The organism is Bordetella ansorpii, assembly GCF_900078705.1.
Taxonomy (GTDB): domain Bacteria; phylum Pseudomonadota; class Gammaproteobacteria; order Burkholderiales; family Burkholderiaceae_B; genus Bordetella; species Bordetella ansorpii_A.
On record NZ_FKIF01000002.1, the window covers coordinates 1,051,395 to 1,070,626 of the forward strand.

The 19,232-nt window shown below is 67.2% G+C and carries 17 protein-coding genes and 1 riboswitch; of the genes, 6 read left to right on the top strand and 11 right to left on the bottom strand.

Annotated elements, in window-relative coordinates:
- Position 1 precedes the first annotated feature (1 nt).
- The 3 genes from serA to phoB form a co-directional block, all read right to left on the bottom strand.
- A complete protein-coding gene (gene serA, locus A6745_RS08380) occupies positions 2–1,198 on the bottom strand; it encodes a phosphoglycerate dehydrogenase (protein WP_066125610.1) in 1,197 nt (398 codons plus the stop codon).
- A gap of 228 nt (positions 1,199–1,426) precedes the next feature.
- Positions 1,427–2,728 carry a phosphate regulon sensor histidine kinase PhoR gene (gene phoR / locus A6745_RS08385; protein ID WP_066125612.1) on the bottom strand — a complete coding sequence of 434 codons (1,302 nt, stop codon included), beginning with the start codon at positions 2,726–2,728 and terminating at the stop codon, positions 1,427–1,429.
- Positions 2,729–2,737: 9 nt separating this feature from the next.
- The gene (gene phoB, locus A6745_RS08390; protein ID WP_066125614.1) at positions 2,738–3,436 is read right to left on the bottom strand and encodes a phosphate regulon transcriptional regulator PhoB; all 699 of its coding nucleotides are present in this window, start codon (positions 3,434–3,436) and stop codon (positions 2,738–2,740) included.
- A 146-nt stretch (positions 3,437–3,582) separates the two neighbouring features.
- Here phoB and ubiE point away from each other — a divergent pair, with 146 nt between their 5' ends.
- From ubiE to rfaE2, 6 genes are all read left to right on the top strand, one after another.
- Positions 3,583–4,356, top strand: coding sequence for a bifunctional demethylmenaquinone methyltransferase/2-methoxy-6-polyprenyl-1,4-benzoquinol methylase UbiE (ubiE, locus tag A6745_RS08395; RefSeq protein ID WP_066125616.1), 774 nt, complete (start codon positions 3,583–3,585; stop codon positions 4,354–4,356).
- Positions 4,357–4,504: 148 nt separating this feature from the next.
- Positions 4,505–5,488: a Tim44 domain-containing protein gene (locus A6745_RS08400; RefSeq protein ID WP_066125618.1), complete on the top strand. Its 984-nt coding sequence runs from the start codon at positions 4,505–4,507 to the stop codon at positions 5,486–5,488.
- 167 nt (positions 5,489–5,655) lie between these two features.
- Positions 5,656–6,279 carry a ubiquinone biosynthesis accessory factor UbiJ gene (locus A6745_RS08405; protein WP_066125620.1) on the top strand — a complete coding sequence of 208 codons (624 nt, stop codon included), beginning with the start codon at positions 5,656–5,658 and terminating at the stop codon, positions 6,277–6,279.
- Positions 6,280–6,283: 4 nt separating this feature from the next.
- Positions 6,284–7,840 carry a ubiquinone biosynthesis regulatory protein kinase UbiB gene (ubiB, locus tag A6745_RS08410; RefSeq protein WP_066125623.1) on the top strand — a complete coding sequence of 519 codons (1,557 nt, stop codon included), beginning with the start codon at positions 6,284–6,286 and terminating at the stop codon, positions 7,838–7,840.
- A 192-nt stretch (positions 7,841–8,032) separates the two neighbouring features.
- Complete coding sequence (locus A6745_RS08415; RefSeq protein WP_066125625.1) at positions 8,033–8,920, top strand: ferritin family protein; 888 nt, start codon at positions 8,033–8,035, stop codon at positions 8,918–8,920.
- A gap of 56 nt (positions 8,921–8,976) precedes the next feature.
- Positions 8,977–9,456 carry a D-glycero-beta-D-manno-heptose 1-phosphate adenylyltransferase gene (gene rfaE2 / locus A6745_RS08420; RefSeq protein WP_066125895.1) on the top strand — a complete coding sequence of 160 codons (480 nt, stop codon included), beginning with the start codon at positions 8,977–8,979 and terminating at the stop codon, positions 9,454–9,456.
- 52 nt (positions 9,457–9,508) lie between these two features.
- Here rfaE2 and A6745_RS08425 read toward each other — a convergent pair whose 3' ends face one another.
- The 8 genes from A6745_RS08425 to A6745_RS29265 all read right to left on the bottom strand — a co-directional run bounded on the left by A6745_RS08425 (position 9,509) and on the right by A6745_RS29265 (position 19,125).
- Positions 9,509–10,690: an ATP-binding protein gene (locus tag A6745_RS08425; protein WP_066125627.1), complete on the bottom strand. Its 1,182-nt coding sequence runs from the start codon at positions 10,688–10,690 to the stop codon at positions 9,509–9,511.
- Between the two features lie 138 nt (positions 10,691–10,828).
- The gene (locus A6745_RS08430) at positions 10,829–12,157 is read right to left on the bottom strand and encodes a TolC family outer membrane protein (RefSeq protein ID WP_066125629.1); all 1,329 of its coding nucleotides are present in this window, start codon (positions 12,155–12,157) and stop codon (positions 10,829–10,831) included.
- Between the two features lie 3 nt (positions 12,158–12,160).
- Entirely contained in the window at positions 12,161–12,841 is a 681-nt protein-coding gene (locus A6745_RS08435) for a protein-L-isoaspartate O-methyltransferase family protein (protein WP_066125631.1), read from the bottom strand.
- 55 nt (positions 12,842–12,896) lie between these two features.
- Entirely contained in the window at positions 12,897–13,733 is an 837-nt protein-coding gene (thiD, locus tag A6745_RS08440; RefSeq protein ID WP_066125633.1) for a bifunctional hydroxymethylpyrimidine kinase/phosphomethylpyrimidine kinase, read from the bottom strand.
- The gene (locus A6745_RS08445) at positions 13,730–14,530 is read right to left on the bottom strand and encodes a thiazole synthase (RefSeq protein ID WP_066125635.1); all 801 of its coding nucleotides are present in this window, start codon (positions 14,528–14,530) and stop codon (positions 13,730–13,732) included. Before A6745_RS08445 ends, thiD begins: the two co-directional genes overlap by 4 nt.
- A gap of 69 nt (positions 14,531–14,599) precedes the next feature.
- Entirely contained in the window at positions 14,600–15,490 is an 891-nt protein-coding gene (locus tag A6745_RS08450) for a cobalamin-binding protein (protein ID WP_066125636.1), read from the bottom strand.
- Positions 15,491–15,747: 257 nt separating this feature from the next.
- Positions 15,748–17,769, bottom strand: coding sequence for a TonB-dependent receptor (locus A6745_RS08455; RefSeq protein WP_066125637.1), 2,022 nt, complete (start codon positions 17,767–17,769; stop codon positions 15,748–15,750).
- Positions 17,770–17,863: 94 nt separating this feature from the next.
- Positions 17,864–18,045: riboswitch (cobalamin riboswitch) on the bottom strand.
- 114 nt (positions 18,046–18,159) lie between these two features.
- A complete protein-coding gene (locus A6745_RS29265; RefSeq protein ID WP_231885937.1) occupies positions 18,160–19,125 on the bottom strand; it encodes a tetratricopeptide repeat protein in 966 nt (321 codons plus the stop codon).
- Positions 19,126–19,232 lie beyond the last annotated feature (107 nt).

Sequence of the window (19,232 nt, forward strand, 5' to 3'; positions counted from 1 at the left end):
CTCAGACCCGATCGCAGCGTACGGTGACCGGCAGGCTGCGCAAGGCCGCCATCACCGCATCGTCGACCTTGCCGTCGACGTCGGTGATCACATAGCCCACCTGGCCGCGCGTCTGCAGGCTCTGGCTGACGATGTTCAAGCCGTGCTCGGCCATCAGGTTGTCCAGCGCGCCCAGCGCGCCCGGCGCGTTGCGGTGCACGTGCAGGATGCGCGCCGTGCCCATGGGTTCCAGGTACGGCAGTTCGGGGAAGTTCACCGCCGTCTTGGTCGTGCCCGCCTGGAGGTAGCGCACCAGCTTCTCGGCCACTTCGCGGCCGATCGCTTCCTGCGATTCCTGCGTGCTGCCGCCGATGTGCGGCGTCAGGATCACGTTGTGCATGCCGACCAGCGGACTGGACAGCGGCTCGTCGGCGCTCTTGGGCTCGACCGGGAACACGTCGAGCGCGGCGCCGGCCAGGTGGCCGGATTGCAGCGCATCGCGCAGCGCGGGCAGGTCGACCACGGTGCCGCGCGAGGCGTTGATCAGGATGGCGCCGCGGCGCATGCGCGCCATCGTCTCGGCATTCATGATGTTCTCGGTCGACTTGCCGCCGGGCACATGCAGCGTGACCACGTCGGCCTGCTGCAGCAGATCGTCCAGCGAGCCGGCGGCGCGGGCGTTGCCCAGCGGCAGCTTGGCCTCGACGTCGAAGAACACCACGCGCATGCCGACCGCCTCGGCCAGCGTGCCGATCTGCGAGCCGATGTTGCCGTAGCCGACCACGCCCAGCGTCTTGCCGCGGGCCTCGAACGCGCCGGCGGCGGTCTTGTCCCAGTGGCCGGCGTGCACGCGCGCATTCTTTTCGGGGATGCGGCGCAGCAGCAGGATGGCCTCGCCCAGCACCAGTTCGGCCACCGAACGGGTGTTGGAGAAGGGGGCGTTGAACACCGGCACGCCGCGTTGCATGGCGGCGTCCAGGTCGACCTGGTTGGTGCCGATGCAGAAGCAGCCCACCACGCGCAGGTCGGGCGAAGACAGCAGTTCGGCATCCAGTTGGGTACGCGAGCGGATGCCGACGACTTCGGCGCCTCGCATGGCTGCGGGCAGCTCGGCGGGCGGCAGCGACGCGGCATGCGCGACGATGTCGGTGTAGCCGGCCGCCTGGAAGACGGCGCGCGCGCTGGGATGGATGTTCTCGAACAGGACGATCTTGGCCATGGCTGCCGGGCCCTCATGCGGATTGAGATTGATTTCACATTGTGGACCACTTGGCGTGCTGCGACGCAAAAGGCCCTGGCGGCGGTGTGGCGAATCAGGGTTTGCCCTTGGGGGCGCGCGACGGGAAGCCGGGCGCCCCGGCGGCGCGGTTCCACGCAGGGACGCAGGTCTGGACGCGATGCCCGCAAAGAAAACGGCCTCGCGGTGCGAGGCCGGCGGCGGAGGGGTTCAGCCGTTGCGGGCCACGCGCTCCGCCGGGAAGCGCAGCGAGAAGAGGCTGCCCTTGCCAGGCTCGCTTTCGATGTGCAGCGCCGCGTCGTGGCGCATGGCGATGTGCTTGGTGATGGCCAGGCCCAGGCCGGTGCCGCCCACCGCGCGCGAGCGGCCGCGGTCGACGCGGTAGAAGCGTTCGGTCAGGCGGGGGATGTGGCGCGCCGGGATGCCGATGCCGGTGTCCTGCACGCTGTAGCGGGCCGAGCCTTCCTCGTCCTGTTCCCAGCGCACGGTGATGCGGCCGCCATCGGGGGTGTAGCGCACGGCGTTGGTCAGCAGGTTGGCCACGGCCGAGGCCAGTTCGCTGCTGCTGCCCAGCAGGTGCAGGTTGCCGTCGAGGTGCCATTCGAAAGTGTGCCGCCCGCCCGACAGCGCTTCGATCTGTTCCCGGGCCTTTTGCAGCATTTCGGTCATGTCGACCGCCACGGGATCGGCGCTGGGCGAGGATTCGAGCGTGGACAGGGTCAGCAGGTCCTCGACGATGGCCTGCATGCGCTGGGCCTGCTCGTGCATCATGCCGACGTATTGGTCGCGCTGCGCGGCGGGCAGGGCGTCCGCGGGCATGTCGCGCAAGGTTTCCAGGAAGCCGGACAGCACGGTCAGCGGCGTGCGCAGTTCGTGCGAGACGTTGGCCACGAAGTCGCGGCGCGTGGTCTCGAGCTTCTCGATCTGCGTGACGTCGCGGGAGATCAGCAGGCGCTGGTCGCTGGCGTAGGACGTCAACTGGATCATCATGACCCGTTCCTGGCCATTCTGCGTCAGGCGCAGCAGGATGGGCTCGGGCCAGTCGTTGCTGTGCGCGTAGGCGACGAACTCGGGCGAACGCAGCAGGTTCAGCAGGTTGCTGCCGCGGTCGGCCGGCAGGCGCAGGCCGAGGTGGCGGCGCGCCATGCGGTTGCACCAGTCGATCTGGAAGTCTTCGTTCAGCGTGACCACGCCATCGGGCAGGGCCTGCGCCGCCGCCAGCATGCTTTGCATGGCGTCGCGCGTATCGGCCAGGTCGCGCGCGCGCACGCGTAGGTGCCGATAGAGCGGGGCGAGGATGTCATCCCAGGCGCCCACGCCGAGGGGCGGCGAGGTCTCGGGATGATGGGCCCAATGGGAAACGCGTTGCATGCGCCAACTGCGCCACAGCAGGACGGAGGACACCGACACGCTGAACAAGACCCAACCTGCCGGATCGCCCAGCAGCCATTCGGCAAGCGCCGAAAGGGCCGCCCAGAAGGCGACCAGCGACAGCGTGCGCAGCCAGACCATCTTGAGGGGTCAGCGCGCCGGCAGCTGGGCGGTGAAGCGGTAGCCGCTGCCGCGCACGGTCTCGACGTGGGCGTCGTGGCCGCTGGGTTCCAGCGCCTTGCGCAGGCGGCGGATGTGCACGTCGACGGTGCGTTCCTCCACGAAGACGTGGTCGCCCCACACCTGGTCGAGCAGTTGCGAACGCGAGAACACGCGCTCGGGGTGCGTCATGAAGAAGTGCAGCAGGCGGAATTCCGTGGGGCCGATCTGCAACTGCTGGGCATTGCCCGACAGGCGGTGCGTGACCGGATCCAGCTTCAGGCCGGCGACGTCGATGATGTCGTCGGTGAGCTGCGGCGCGCGGCGGCGCAGCACGGCCTTGATGCGGGCCATCAGCTCTTTGGGAGAGAACGGCTTGGTGATGTAGTCGTCGGCGCCGGCTTCGAGGCCATCGACCTTGTCTTGTTCGGAACCCTTGGCCGTCAGCATGATGACGGGAACGGTGCGGGTACGTTCGTCTTCGCGCAGTTTGCGGGCCAGCGACAGGCCCGACGTGCCGGGCAACATCCAGTCCAGGAGAATGAGGTCGGGCAGTTCGGCGCGGATCAGCGTCTGGGCTTGTTCCGCATCGAAGGCGCGTAGGACCTTGTGTCCGGCGAATGACAGGTTGACGGCGATCAGTTCCTGGATGGCGGGTTCGTCTTCGACAACAAGTATGGTGCTGGACATATGAGAGCAATACCGATGTGCGCCGGCGCGGCGCGAACGTTGCGATAGTATGGCCGTAATATTTCAGGTATGTGAATGACTGTCATATTCCAGGCGCTGCGCCGTGGCGGATCGGCTACCATTGGACCATAACCGGGATCCCTACCATGCAGAACACCTCATCTTCCGACGCGAAGGCGTCCGGCCAGGATACGACCCACTTCGGCTTTCAATCCGTCCCTGAAAACGAAAAGGCGCGCAAGGTCGCGGAAGTCTTCCATTCGGTGGCCTCCCGCTACGACGTCATGAACGACCTGATGTCCGGTGGCCTGCACCGCGTCTGGAAGGCCTTCACCATCGGCCGCGCGGCCATCCGCCCCGGCATGCGGGTGCTGGACATCGCGGGGGGCACGGGCGACCTGGCCCGCGCCTTCGCGCGCCGCGCCGGCCCCACGGGCGAGGTCTGGCTGACGGACATCAACAATTCGATGCTGCGCGTGGGCCGCGACCGCATGGCCGACAGCGGCCTGCTGCTGCCCGTGGCCGTCTGCGACGCCGAGCGCCTGCCGTTCCCCGACGGCTACTTCGACCGCGTCAGCGTGGCTTTCGGCCTGCGCAACATGACCCACAAGGATCGTGCGCTGGCCGAGATGGCCCGCGTGCTCAAGCCTGGCGGCAAGCTGCTGGTGCTGGAGTTCTCGCGCGTGGCCAAGCCGCTGGCGCCGGCCTACGACTGGTACTCCTTCAATGTGCTGCCCTGGCTGGGCAAGAAGGTGGCGAAGGACGAAGCCAGCTACAGGTATCTGGCGGAATCCATCCGCATGCACCCCGACCAGGAAACGCTGGCGGGCATGCTGCGCGAGGCCGGGCTGGAGCGTGTGCAGTATTTCAACCTGACCGCCGGCGTAGCGGCGCTGCACGAGGGCGTGCGGCTGGGTTGATACAAACTGAAAGGAACTTGTAGCGGCGTTGATTGTCCGTTATTCTAGGTTCATTCAGTTTTTTGTAAGATTAGTGGCGCTGGCCGCTCCGCGGCCCGACAGGTCCTTCTGCGGGGAAGGGCGGCGCACATCGAGGAGCACACCAGAAATGTCCCGAATCCATATCTCCCGGTTCATTGCCGCGGCGCTGATTGCCGTCTCGGGCGTTGCCTTGCTGGCAACCACCTTCGACGCAGAAGCCCGCCGCGCGGGCGGCGGCGGCAGCGTCGGCCGCCAATCGTCCAACGTCACGCAGCAGCGCCAGGCCACCACGCCGCCGTCGGCCGCGAACAATACCACTGCCGCTGGCAGCACCGCCGCCGCCGGTTCGGCTGCCGCGGGTTCGGCCGCCGCGGCCGGTGCGCGCAGCGGCGCTTCGCGCTGGCTGGGCCCCATCGCCGGTCTGGCCGTCGGCCTGGGCCTGGCGGGCCTGCTGTCGTCGCTGGGCCTGGGCGGCGCGTTCGCCGAGTTCATGGCCAGCATGCTGCTGATCGCCCTGGTGGTGTTCGCTGTCGTGTTCCTGGTGCGTCGCCTGCGCGGCGCCTCGGGTCCGCGTCCCGCCTTCCAGGGCGCTGGCAACAACAACTACCGCGACAGCGCGCAAGCGCGACCCATGCAGCGCGAGGCGTTGCGCGCCGCACCGGCCGCCGCGCCCGCCGCCGCCGCGGCCACCACGCTGCCCAAGGCCGGCGAAGACGGCAACTGGTACATCCCGGGCGACTTCGACACCCAGTCGTTCCTGCAGCAGGCCAAGCAGCAATTCGTCAGCATCCAGGCGCTGTGGGACACGGGCAACGTGGCCAACCTGCGCGAGTACCTGACCGACGACCTGATCGCCGAACTGAAGCCGCAGCTCGAAGCCCGCGCCGGCGCCGCCAACAAGACCGACGTGGTCCTGCTGAACGCCGAAATGCTGGGGATCGAGACGGTGTCCGACGGCCACCTCGCCAGCGTGCGCTTCTCCGGCATGCTGCGCGAAGATCCGAACGCCGAGGCGTTCCGCTTCGAAGAGGTGTGGAACCTGTTCAAGCCGGCGCAAGGCGGCTGGCTGCTGGCGGGTATCCAGCAGATCCCCGTCGAATACGCCAGCTGATCGCTGCCCCCGCCGGCAGCGCCGGCGGCCCGCAGTGTCGAACCGGCCCTCGAGGCCGGTTTTTCATGGCGGGCGCCTGGCGGCCCGGGGCATTCGGGCGGTACGGGCGAACCCGGTAAACTGCCGGTTTGCCTCTGCCGGCCGCACGTGGCCACTCGATCGAAACCATGTCGCCTTTTTCCGCCCTGCCCACTTTGCCGCGCCTGGCCGCGGGTGCGCTCAATGCCCTGACGGGCCGTGAGCCCTGGGCGCGTGAGCGCCTGTCCCGGCACGCCGGCAAGACCGCGCGTTTCGTCCTGGCGGGCCAGACGGTTTCGCTGACCATCTCCACCGATGGCACCGTGGGGTCGGCCGACGACGCCATCGTGCCCGACGTCACGCTGACCTTGCAGTCGGACAAGCTGCGGCCCGACCGCCTGCTTGCCGGCAGGCCGGATTTCGCCGAGGTCACGCACATCTCGGGCGATGCCGCGCTGGCGCAGGCGGTGGCCGACCTGGCCCGCGACCTGCGCTGGGACGCCGAGGGCGATCTGGCGCGCGTGGTGGGCGACATCCCGGCCACGCGGCTGGCATCGGGCGCCCGCCTGCTGACGACCGGCCTGCGCAACGCCGGCCAGCGGCTGGCGGCCAACGTGTCCGAATACCTGACCGAAGAGCAGCCCGTGCTGGCGGGCAAGCCGCTGCTGGACCAGTGGCGGCAGGACCAGGCTGCGCTGCAGGCCGATACCGACGCGTTGCAGCGCCGTATCGCCGAACTGGACGCGCGCCTGGCCGCCAGGCGGGGAGCCTGACGTCATGTTGCCGATCCTGCCCCGCCTGATCCGCATTCTGTTCATCGCCTTCCGCTACGGACTGGACGACCTGGTCCTGTCCAGCCTGAACCATCCGGTGGCCACGCTGGTGCTGCGCGTGATTCGCCTGGGCACCCGCCCGCGTGCGCCGCGCGGCCAACGCCTGCGCCAGGCGCTGGAGTCGCTGGGTCCCATCTTCGTCAAGTTCGGCCAGGTGCTGTCCACCCGGCGCGACCTGATCCCGATGGACATCGCCAACGAGCTGGCGCTGCTGCAGGACCGCGTGCCGCCGTTCCCGTCGGCGCAGGCCGCGGCCAGCATCGAGGCCGCGCTGGGCGCGCCGCCGCACCAGCTGTTCGCGCAGTTCGACATCGATCCCGTGGCGTCCGCCTCGATCGCGCAGGTGCACTTCGCCGTACTGCACGACGGCCGCGAAGTCGCCGTCAAGGTGCTGCGCCCGGGCATGCTCGACGTCATCGACAAGGACATGGCGCTGATGCGCATGGTGGCCGGCATCATCGAGCGCATCGGCCCCGACGGCCGGCGCCTGAAGCCGCGCGAGGTGGTGAGCGAGTTCGACCAGTACCTGCACGACGAGCTGGACCTGGTGCGCGAGGCTTCGAATTGCAGCCAGCTGCGCCGCAATTTCGGCCCCGAGACGGGCCGTGGCGACATGCTGATCGTGCCCGAAGTCATCTGGGAGTACACGGCCAGCACGGTGTTCACCATGCAGCGCATGTACGGCATTCCGGTCGGGCAGATCGACCGCATGCGTGCGGCCGGCATCGACATCCCCTTGCTGGCGCGCAGCGGCGTCGAGATCTTCTTCACCCAGGTGTTCACCGACGGCTTCTTCCACGCCGACATGCACCCGGGCAACATCTACGTGTCCGACGACCCGCGCACGCTGGGCCGCTACATCGCGCTGGACTTCGGCATCGTCGGATCGTTGTCGGAATTCGACAAAAACTATCTGGCGCAGAATTTCCTGGCCTTTTTCCACCGCGATTACCGGCGCGTGGCGCAATTGCACATAGAATCCGGCTGGGTGCCGCCCGATACCCGCGAGGAACAGCTCGAAGGGGCCATCCGGGCGGTCTGCGAACCGTATTTCGACCGTCCGCTGTCCGAGATATCGCTGGGCCAGGTGCTGCTGCGCCTGTTCCAGACTTCGCGGCGCTTCAATGTCGAAATCCAGCCGCAACTGGTATTGTTGCAAAAGACCCTGCTCAATGTGGAAGGGCTGGGCCGCCAACTGGATCCGGACCTGGATCTCTGGAAAACGGCCAAGCCCTATCTGGAACGCTGGATGTATCAGCGGGTGGGTCTCGATGGACTGCGCAAGAACCTGGCCAAAGAAGCCGGGCAATGGTCGCAGATGCTGCCGGCTTTGCCTCGTCTGATTCACGACAGGCTCAACCGGCCCGACGTCGGCCCCGAATTGTTGCGGGAAACGCAACGATTGAGGGTGGCCCAGGAGGCGGGCAACCGCCTGCTGACGGCCTTGACGGCGGTCCTGGCATTGGCAATCGCCGTGGCGCTCTGGGCGCTGACACGGTAATTACACACTTGGGGACGTCTCGGTCATGTTTTTGTCATTAAACTGTCATTACAGTTTCTCGTAACCTGGCGTCAAATGAGCCTTATTAAGATCGCCTTGTGTACGGTGCGCCGTCCGCGCGCTCCTCTCTCCTGTACGCACTGAGCGGCGCGAGCCCATACCGAGCGGAAACCCATAAAGGGCCCATCAATCATGCTTTATCCTGAACTCTTCAAAACCATGGAAGCCGTCCGTTGGAACATGGCTTCCGACATCCCCTGGGATGACTTCGACCGCAGCAAGCTGACGGAAGATCAGGCCCAGACCATCAAGATGAACGCCATCACCGAGTGGGCGGCGTTGCCGGCCACCGAGATGTTCCTGCGAGACAACCGCAGCGACAGCGACTTCTGCGCGTTCATGTCGGTCTGGTTCTTCGAAGAACAGAAACATTCGCTGGTGCTGATGGAGTACCTGCGCCGTTTCCGCCCCGACCTGGTGCCGACCGAAGAAGAACTGCACAAGGTGCGCTTCGAGTTCGACCCGGCCCCCGAGCTGGAAACGCTGATGCTGCACTTCTGCGGCGAGATCCGCCTGAACCACTGGTACCGCTGCGCCGCCGACTGGCACACCGAGCCGGTCATCAAGGCCATCTACCGCACCATCGCCACCGATGAAGCGCGCCACGCCGGCGCCTACCTGCAGTACATGCGCCGTGCCCTGCACGACCGTGGCGAGCCGGTCAGCGTCTCCGCGCGCCAGTCGTTCGCCAAGATCGGCGTGCTGATGGCGTCGGCCAGCCGCACCGCGCAGGCCATGCACCCGACCAACCTGCACGTGAACAAGGCCTTGTTCCCGAACGACACCGTGCAGTCGCGCCTGCCCGAGCCGGGCTGGCTCGAGCACTGGCTGGACACCCAGATCCGTTTCGACAACGGCTGGGAAAACCGCGTGGCCAGCCGCATCCTGCACATCCTGTCCAAGCTGCTGGACCGCAATTTCGAGACGGTGAAGGATCTGAACCGTTACCGGAAGGAAGTCATGGGCCGCATGCCCGGCGGCAAGGATGCCGACGACAGCGGCATCATCCTGGCCACCTGATCGCAGCGGGTTCGCCGTCGTCCCCGGGGCGGCGGCAGCCGCGTAGAATGCCCGGCATGCCTGCCCGTTTCGATACCAAAGTCCTGTCCCGCGACGCCGTCATCGCGGCCGTCGCGCATCTGCCGCGTCCGCTGGTCTTCACCAACGGGGTGTTCGACATCCTGCATCGGGGCCATGCCACCTATCTCGATCAGGCCGCCCAACTGGGCGCCACGCTGATCGTGGCCGTGAACACCGATGATTCGGTGCGCCGCCTGGGCAAGGGCAGCGACCGGCCGCTCAATGCCGAGGCCGACCGAGCCGCGCTGCTGGCGGCCCTGGGCTGCGTCGACCTGGTGACGTCTTTCCACGAAGACACGCCCGAAGCGCTGATCGGCCAGTTGCGCCCCGACATCATCGTCAAGGGCGGCGACTACGACATGGCCAAGCTGCCCGAAACCCGCCTGGTGGAAAGCTGGGGCGGCAAGGCGGTGGCGATTGCGTTCGAGCACGAGCGCTCGACGACGGCGCTGTTGAAGAAGATCCGGCAGGCATAGGGCGCCAAGGTCGTTCAAAACGTCCTTGGCTATATGAGGTCTTCATGGGGGGTCATGCATCGCCAGGCATGATGCGCTTCATGAACTCATCGAATAGGGGGACAGTAAAAGCGGTGTCCCCATGAGTCGGACTCCAGATCATGCCCTTGGCGATCAGGGTGCTTCGGACGGGCCCAAAGGCCGCAACGGCTTTCCCTTGTTTTTGTGCGATGTCGCCAGACCTGTGAGGGCCAGGTCCCAGTTCCGCCATGGCGCGTAAATACTTCTTCTCTGCCGGCGTGAGACGATCAAAGCGAACGCGGAAGAAACTTTCATCCAATGCGGCGATGGCCTCACGAGACGCTATTTCGACATCCTCTGCAGAAATCGGACTTGCATCGGCGACCTCCCATGCACACTTTCCCCACTCCTGCAGGAAGTAGGGATAGCCTTGGGTTTCTCTAATGATTGCAGCCACTGCGGCTGGGTCAATGTCGACGCCTTCTTCCTTGGCTGGCAGAGTGATCGCCAACGCCGCATCGGCGTCGTTCAGCGCGCCAATCTCGGCAAAATCGAACAGTCTTTCAGCGTAGGACTTGGCCTCGCCCATGCGGCCGCGTAGCTGTGGTAAACCCGCTCCGACCAAGGTAACGGGCAATTTCTGTTGTGCGCATCGGTGGAGTGCCGAGATCAACGCTGCAAGCTGCTCTTCCGGGACGTATTGGAGTTCGTCAACGAACATCGCGACCACGGTATCCGCAGCCCTAGCCGCTCGGCCAACTTGCTCCAGCAGCGCAGCAAGGTCTCCTTCCAAGTCTCCGTTGTCGGCGAGGCCTGGTTCGGACTCGTAATCAAAGCCAACTTCGATGTCGGCAAATGACACCTTGAGCCGCTTTGCAAAACCTGTGAGCGCCCGCAGTCCTCTGATGGCGTAGTCTTTGGCGGCGTCTACTCTGCTCAAGCGCAGCAGCGCCAAGCGGAGTTGTGGCGCCAGAAGCGCCGGCAACGATTTGTTTTCTGGAGCTTCGATGCGAACTGTCTGCACTGCTCGGCCTTCCGCATCGGTGCGCATCTGATCCAGCAGGACGGTCTTTCCGACGCCTCGGAGGCCGAGCAGCAATACGCTTTTGGCTTGTCTGCCAAGCTTTAGTCGTTCTAAGCACACACGGACTTTTTCGCGAATGTCATCCCGTCCCGCAAGTTCGGGCGGCGGGCTGCCGGCGCCGGGCGCATAGGGATTGATGATGGGGTCCATGTGTATGGAAATTAGGGAAGTTAGTGTTTTTTTATAATTCCACTAATTTTTCTACAATGCAAGATCAAAATAACGGAATGTCGGCGCCGTGACAGGTGTTTTGCCAGACCCCCGCCGGCACTGCCCTTGAACACGCCCTTACGGTTTCGGCAGCCGCAGCAACCGATTCACCGCATCCAGGTCGCTTTCGGCCAGGATGCCGCTGGCTGCTTTCAAACGCAATCCATCCAGCAGCGTGCCATAGCGGGCTTGCGCCAGATCGCGCTGGGTGGCGTACAACTGCTGCTGCGCGTCCAGTACGTCCTGGTTGATGCGTACCCCCACCTCGTAGCCGATACGGTTGGCCTCGACCGCCTGGCGGCTTGAGCGTTCGCCCGCCTCCAGCGCCCGGATGCGCGCCAGGCCCGAGGTGACGCCGCTGTAGTAGCGGCGGGCCGACTGCACGGCCTGGCGCCGCGAGGCCTGGTAGTCCTGCCGGGCTTTCTGTTCCAGTTGCACCTTCTCGGTGACCCGCGAGGACACGCCGCCGCCCGAATACAGCGGAATGGACAGCACGACGCCGACGCTGTTGTCGATCGGGCGGCCGGGGGCTTCGCTGCCCTGGCGCATGCGTGCGTCCGTCGCGCTGCCGCTGCTGGCGCGCAGGTTCACGGTGGGATAGTGGCCGCTGCGGGCGATCTGGATGTCGTGGCCGGCGATGCGCGTCTGCAACTGGGCGCGCAATACGCTGATTCCGGAGGATTCCGCCTGGCCCGACCATTCGTCGATGCGCGAGGGCTGCGGCGCGGGCAGGGTCACGCCAGAGGGCAGTTCCGCCAGCGCGCCGGGCGGCGTGCCGATGATCTGCGCCAGTTCGTCGCGGCGCACGTCCAGCGCATTCTGCAGGTCGAGTTCCCGGGCGACGACCAGGTCGTAGCGGGCCCGGGCCTCGTAGCTGTCGGCGATGGTGGAGTTGCCCAGTTCGAAATTGCGCTGGGCCGCGGCCAGTTGCTCGGCGACGGCGGCCTTCTCGGCCTCGGTGGCCGACAGGGTGTCCTGGGCGGCCAGCACGTTGAAATAGGCGTCGGCCACGCGCAGCAGCAGGTCCTGGAAGGACTGCTGCAATTGCAGTTCGGTGTCGGCCACGCGTAGCTGGGATTGCTCGTAGCGCTGCCAGCGATTCCAGTCGAACAGCGGCTGCGTCAGCACCAGCGCCCAGTTGGCGCGCGTGCCGTCGTAGGCCGTGAAGCCACGGGTGGAGTGCGTGGACTGGTAGGCCCCGCCAACCTCGGCGCTGATGGCCGGCAGCAGATCGGCGCGCGCTTGCGGCAGTTGTTCGAGCCCGGCACGATAGGCCGCGCGGGCCGAGGCGTAGACCGGGTCGCTGCCCAATGCCTGCTGCCAGACCTGCATGAGGTCCTGCGCGTTCGCGCCTTCACTTGCGGCGCCGCAACAAAGCAGGAAGGCCGCAAGCGGGAAGGCGCGCATTCGTCAGAACTTGAACTGGGACACCGCGGTGCCGCGCAGCGGCTTGATCACGGTTTCGAAGAGATTGACGGTTTCGAAGCTGGCGGCGGTGGTGCGGGTGATGCGGCAGGCGGTCATCACCGGCGCCTGGCCGACCACGACGACCATGCGGCCGCCCACGCGCAGCTGGTACTTCAGCGCGTCGGGCACGGAGGGCACCGAGCCGGTGACCAGGATGGCGTCGAATTCGGTGGAGCCCCAGCCATTGCGGCCATCGCCGGTCTCGACCTTGACGTTGCCGACGTTGTTCATCTGCAGGTTCTGCTGGGCGAACGCAGCGAGGCGGCTGTCGATCTCGACCGAGGTGACCTGTTGGGCCAGGTGGCCCAGCAGGGCGGCCTGGTAGCCCGAGCCGGTGCCGATCTCCAGCACGCAGTCGCTGGGTTGCAGGCGCAGTTCCTGGGCCAGGCGCGCCTCGACGCGAGGCGCCAGCATGGTTTCACGCGTATCGACCGCGTTGATCTCGAGCGGCAGTTCGACGTCGGAGAAGGCCAGGGCGCGCAGCGCGGGTGGCACGAACAGTTCGCGGCGCACCGCGAACAGGGCGTCCAGAACCTTCGTGTCGAGCACGTCCCAGGGGCGGATCTGCTGTTCCACCATGTTGAAACGGGCGTGTTCTACGTCGGGCAGAGTTGAGGCGTTCATGACTGAGAGGCGGGGGTGAATGTCGCGGGCCATTGTAGTACCGGCTGGGTTGCCGTTACCACCATGCGTGGAAATGATGCACCGGGCCGTGTCCGCCGCCGATCCCCAGGCGGTCGGCGTGGCGGATGGCTTCGGTCAGGTAGGCCTTGGCGCGGCGGGCGGCTTCGGGCACGTCCTCGCATTGCGGCAGCAAAGCGGCCAGCGCGGCGGACAGGGTGCAGCCGGTGCCGTGGGTGTTGCGTGTTTCCAGGCGGGGCGCCGCCAGTTCGATCATGCGGTCGCCGTCGTGCAGCAGGTCGATGGCGGCTTCGCCGGGCAGGTGGCCGCCCTTGAGCATGACCCAGCGCTGGCCGGAATGCGCCATCTTGTTGCGCAGGCGCTCGGCCACGCGGCGCATTTCCTTGATGGTCTCGACGGGGCGCTCTTCGAGCAGCACGCCGGCCTCGGGCAGGTTGGGCGTCAGCAGGGTGGTCTGCGGCAGCAGGGCCTCGCGCATGGCGCCGACGGCTTCGCGTTCCAGCAGCAGGTCGCCGCTCTTGGCGACCATGACGGGATCAAGCACGACGTGCGTGGGCGTCCAGCGCGCCATGCGCTCGGCCACGGTGACGATGACGGGCTGCTGGCCCAGCATGCCGATCTTGACGGCGTCGATGCGCACGTCGGCGAACAGCGTGTCGATCTGCTGGGCCACGAAGGCGGGCGGCACGGGCGAGATGCCGGTGACGCCCTGGGTGTTCTGCGCGGTGAGGGCGGCGATGACGGCGCAGCCGTAGGCGCCCAGGGCGCTCATGGCCTTGACGTCGGCCAGCACGCCGGCGCCGCCCGAGGGATCGACCCCGGCGATGGAAAGCGCGTGCGGGATACGGCGCCCGGTGGACGGGGAGTGGCTCATTGCTTGGTCGCGGTGATCAGGCCTTCGGTCGGCGAGCTGGGGATGGCGCTGTACAGCTTCCTGGGCATGCGGCCGGCCAGGAAGGCCTCGCGGCCGGATTCGACGGCCTTCTTCATGGCGCCGGCCATCAGCACGGGATTCTGCGCATGCGCGATGGCGCTGTTCATCAGCACGCCGTCGCAGCCCAGCTCCATGGAGATGGTGGCGTCCGACGCCGTGCCCACGCCGGCGTCGACCAGCACCGGCACCTTGATCTGGTCGATGATCAGGCGCAGGTTCCAGGGATTGAGGATGCCCATGCCCGAGCCGATCAGCGAAGCCATCGGCATGATGGCGACCGCGCCCATGTCTTCCAGCATGCGGGCCTGGATGTGGTCGTCGGCGCAATAGACCATGACCTTGAAGCCTTCGTCGACCAGCGTCCTGGTGGCCTTCAGGGTTTCGGGCATGTTGGGGAACAGGGTGTGCGAATCGCCCAGCACTTCCAGTTTCACCAAGTCGTGGCCGTCCAGCAACTCGCGCGCCAGGCGCAGCGTGCGCACGGCGTCGTCGGCGGTGAAGCAGCCGGCGGTGTTGGGCAGCAGGGTGAACTTCGACATCGGGACGTAGTCCAGCAGATTCGGCTCACCGGGGTTCTGGCCCAGGTTGGTGCGGCGGATGGCCACGGTGACGATCTGCGCGCCGCTGGCGTCCAGGGCGGCGCGGGTCTGTTCGAAATCCTTGTACTTGCCGGTGCCCACGATGAGGCGCGAGTCGTACTCGCGGCCGGCGATGCTCAGAGTGTCTGCGGTGGTCATGACTGTGCGGATCAGGCGCCGCGGCCTGGCGTCAGGCGGCCGGCGCGGTTCAGGGTCGGTATCCCGCCATCATAGACCACCCGGCGGGTTGGGCCGGCGGGACCGGGCGGCGTCGATGCGGGCGCAGAGGGTTTCGACAGCGTCGACCAGCCTGCCGGTGGGACGGTACAGGGCGTCGGCGTCCAGGGTGTACAGGTGGCCGTTGCGGGCCGCGGCCACGCCGGAGGATTGCCAGGTGCGGCGGAATGCCTCGGCTTCGGCGGGGCTGCCGACGCCGGCGACGATGACATCGGGCTGGCGGGCCAGCACGCTTTCCACCGAGACCTGCAGGGCGGCGCGTCCCGCGTCGGCGAAGGCGTTGACGGCGCCGCAGCGGCGCAGCGCGTCGCCGATGATGCCGGTGTCGCCCAGGGCATACACCGGGTTGGCGCCGGCCTGGATGAAGACGCGCACGGGCGGCTTGCCGGCATAGCGTTCGGTCAGGGCGTCCAGGCGCCTGCGCAACGCCTGCGCGCGGTCCCGTGCGATCGGCTGGGTGCCGAACAGGATGCCGAAGCGTTCCAGCGTCAGGGGGATGTCGTCCAGCGAACGCGGGTCGCTGACGTACACGGCCGGCTTTTGGGATTGCAGCACCGGCGCCAGCGTGCGCAGCGCGCCGGGCTGCCAGGCGATCAGCAGGTCGGGCCGCAGCGCCGCGACGCGTTCGGGGTCGGGCCGCAGGCCATCGCCCACCTGGGGCAGGTTGCGCGCCTGCGGCGGATAGTCGCTGCCCATGACGGTGCCGGCCAGGGACTGGCCCGCGCCGGCCTCGTAGGCCAGTTCCACGGCGTGCGGCGCCAGGGCGATGGCGCGGCGCGCGGGGGCGGGCAGTTCGACCGTGTTGCCGGCGTCGTCGCGGACCTGGATGAGGGCCGCAGGCCGGGGCGTGGGCTGGGCGGCGGCGTTGAAAGCCAGCGCCATCGTTAGAGCGGCGGCCGGGAGGGTGTTTCGGCAGGTCGCGGCCAGGCCCTCGGTGAGGCGTGAGTTTGCCAAACGGTTGGCGGTGAAACGCGCCCGCTGATCGGCGGGAGTTTTCAAGATGCCTTTCAATGCGCGGAACGTGTGGCGACCACTGAGGAAACTCATGCGTCAGGTCCCCTTCGCCCCCTGTGACGGGTTCGTAAAAGCATGAAGCTGCCAAGCGGTCGCTTCATGCCTGACTCCAGCCCGCCCGACCATCAATAACGCACGGTCAGCGAGGCCATCACGTTGCGTCCCATGCCCGGGTACAGGTTATAGCGTCCCGTGGGGCCCAGGGGCATGAACGAGGCGTCCGTGCCGCGGATGCCGTAGGTGGCGTAGTCGCGGTCGAAAAGGTTGTTCACGGCCAGCGTGGCTTCGACGTTGCGCGTGAAGCGGTAGCCGGCGCGGGCGTTGAACAGCACGTAGTCGCCGATCTTGGTCTTGAACTGGTTGGCCTGGTCGTTGTCCATGCGCGAGCTGCCCACGTATTGCGCGGAGGCGCCCAGGAACAGCGCGTCGGTTGCACGCCACGTCACACCGGCGTTGGCCAGCCATTCGGGCACCAGCGGCACGCGATTGCCGGCCAGATCCACGCCGGCATAAGTGCCGGAACGGAACTTGGCTTCGGTCCAGGTCACGTTGCCGTCCAGCGTGATGCCGGGGGTGACGGCGTAGCGGCCTTCCAGTTCGATGCCCTGGCGGCGCGTGGGGTCCAGGTTGACGTTGGCGAACGTCAGCGGGTTGTATTGGATCTCGTTCTTCAGGTCGGACTGGAACCAGGCCAGGCGCGCGCTGGAGGCGCCCCGCGACCACAGCACGCCCAGTTCCTTGTCGGTGGACGTCTGCGGCTTCAGGGGATCCTGCAGCATGAACAGCTCGTCGGCGTTGGCCAGGCGGAAGCTGCGGCCGATCTTGCCGTAGGCGCTGAAGCCGGCGCCGACTTCCTGGCGCAGGGCGAATTGCCAGGCGCTCAGGTGGCGGCTTTCATCCGACGGCGTCTTGAAGCCGGATTCGACGCGCAGGTCGTCCGACGCGTACTGGCGGCGGCCGCCCAGCGTGACGATGGTGGTGGACGTGGCCTGCACCGTGCCTTCGGCGAAGATCGAGTGCTGGCGCTGGCGCGCCGAGGTCTGGTCGGGCGCGAAGCTGTAGTAGGCCTCTTGCGTGGCATTGGTGCGGTTGTAAAGGCCGTCGGCGCCGACGACCAGGCTGTGGCCGCCCTGGAACGGCAACTGGTAGCGCACGCTGCCCGTGGTCTCTTCCAGTTCCTGCTGGCGGATGGTGTCGCCGAAGCCGTCGTTGGTGAAGCCGTACAGGCGCTTGTCGCGCTGGCTCAGGTCGGCGAACAGCGTGCCGCGCCAGATCTGCTGGCGAACCTGCAGGCCGAAGGCCTCGGTGGTGCTCTTGATGTAGTCGTCCGGGTAGGTCGCGCCGCGCGGATCGTCCTCGTACTGGTTCAGGCCGGTGGCCGGGTCCACGGCGCGCGGGCCGGGCAGGCCCAGCTTCTGGGTGGTGGTGCGGGCGTACAGGCGGACAGAGCCCGTATCGTGCTGGAAGGTCAGCGCGCCGCCGCCGCCGGCACGGCGTTCGCGGTTGTTGTCGCGGTAATTGTCGGTCTGCAGCGTCTGGCCCCAGGCTTGCACGCCGACCTTGCCGTTGTTGGCCTGCACGTGCAGGTCGGTCTGGCGCAGGCCGTAGTTGCCGATGGAGAACTTGGCACTGGCGTCCATCGGACGCTCGAAGCCGCGGCGCGTGATGATGTTGATCACGCCGCCGGTGGCGCCGCCGCCGTATTGCACGGCGCCGCTGCCGCGCACGATCTCGATGCGCTCGATCTGGTCCAGCGGGATCGTGCCCAGCGTGGGGGCGGACAGGTCGTTGTCGTTCTGCTTGATGCCGTCGACCAGGATCAGCGTGTTGCTGATGCCGGTCAGGCCGAAGCCGCGCAGGTCGACGACGCCGTTGTCGCTGGAGCCGGTGTTGTTGATGACGTGCACGCTGGATTGCGTGGACAGCACGTCCTGCAGCGTGCGCGCGCCGCTGGCATGGATGTCCTGGGCGCTGATCACGGAGACGGGCACGGCTTGCGCGCTGGCGTCGGTCGGCACGCGCGAGGCGGTGACGGTGATGGTGTCGAGTTGCGTGGTGGCGGGTTCGGCGGCCGTCTGGGCCAGGGCGGTCAGCGGCGCGGTGCAGGCCAGGACGCCTGCGCAGCGCAGGATGGAGCGGGAAGTCATGGGATGAGCCTCGAGGTGACGCGCGACCCCGCACGTCAGACACAGGAATGAGGCCGGCCGCGCTGTCCGGCAGGTGGCCGGCATGCCGCGAAACGTCCTCGCGATCGAACCGGCCGGTATCGGGCTGCCATGGCGAAGCGCCATGGGGACCGTTGCGGGGGCAGCACAGGCTGGGCGGACGGGACACGCGCCGCGCGTCTTGCGTCGAACCTTCCTGTTTCCCGTTTATCTTTCGCGCACCATCATGCCGAAAGCACCGATTCGGGGCGCAAATGTATCACCTCGCGATGCATTTGGTCGTCGTTGTTTTATTTTTGCCACATATCGGGCGCATCGCGGCGGGGGCCTGGCGGGCCCGGCATGCGGGCCCGGCATGCGTGGCGGGAGGGCTCAGTCGTCCTCGATGAGATCCCGTTCGATCAGCAGGCGCAGCATCGCGGGGCCTTCTTCTTCGTCGCCCTCGAAGATCTCGTTGCCGTCCAGCATGTAGGCGCGCAGCAGTTCGTCGATGGCGCGTTCTTCATCGCCGCCGCGTTTCCACAGGGATTTGCCCAGCATGTAGTGGATGAACGGATTTGCCTGCGCCTCGGGGCCATTCAGGGCATCGAACAGCACCTGCACCGCGCCTTCGTAGTCTTCCTGGAGATAGCACGCTTCGCCGATGGAGGCGTTGAGCCAGGTGTATGCCTCCCAGATGTCCCGGGGCTCGGGCAGCAGAGCGAGCGCCTGGCGCCAGACGGCTTCGGCCCCGGCGGCATCGCCATCGTCGATCAGGTCGTTGCCGTCCTCGGACAGGGCTTCGACCTGTTCGTAGATGTCGTCGGGCAGTTCGTCGGGCACGTCCTCGTCGCCAGCGCGGGCCAGGCCAGCCAGGGGGCCCGCGGGAACGGGCGTGGGGTCCACCGGCGTGCGGCCTTCCCGGATGGCGGCCGCGCGGTCCAGGTAGAACGACAGATAGGCCGGATCTTCGCCCTTGAACGGGCGGCGGTCGAATTGCTCGTACACCTCGTCGAACAGGGCATAGGCCTCATCGAACTCGCTGGCGGCGTAATGCACGGTGGCGGCCAGGAATTCGGTGTGCACCTCGGGGCCGGGGCCGTAGGCCTCGCGGGCCAGCGCCAGCCAGGGGCGGGCTTTGTCGACCTGGCCGATGTCGCGGTAGAACTCGGTCATGGCGACCGCGGTGGTGGCGGCGTGGTCGTACGCCAGCTTGGGATCGGGGATGGCGTCCCACGCTTCCAGGTAGAAACGTTCGGCCGTCTCGACGTCGCTGGCCTCGCGCGCCTTGCGGCCCTGGATCGCCAGGGCGACGAAATCGGCTTCCACATCGGCGGGCAGGGGGCGGGGATGGGGCATCTGCTTGGTGTTCCAGTGATGGGTTGTGGGCACGCGGACCGGCAGGGGAGTGCTGCGTGCAGGGTAGCGTCCGCGGTCCTGTTCGAGGCGCCGCCGGCCAGGACCGT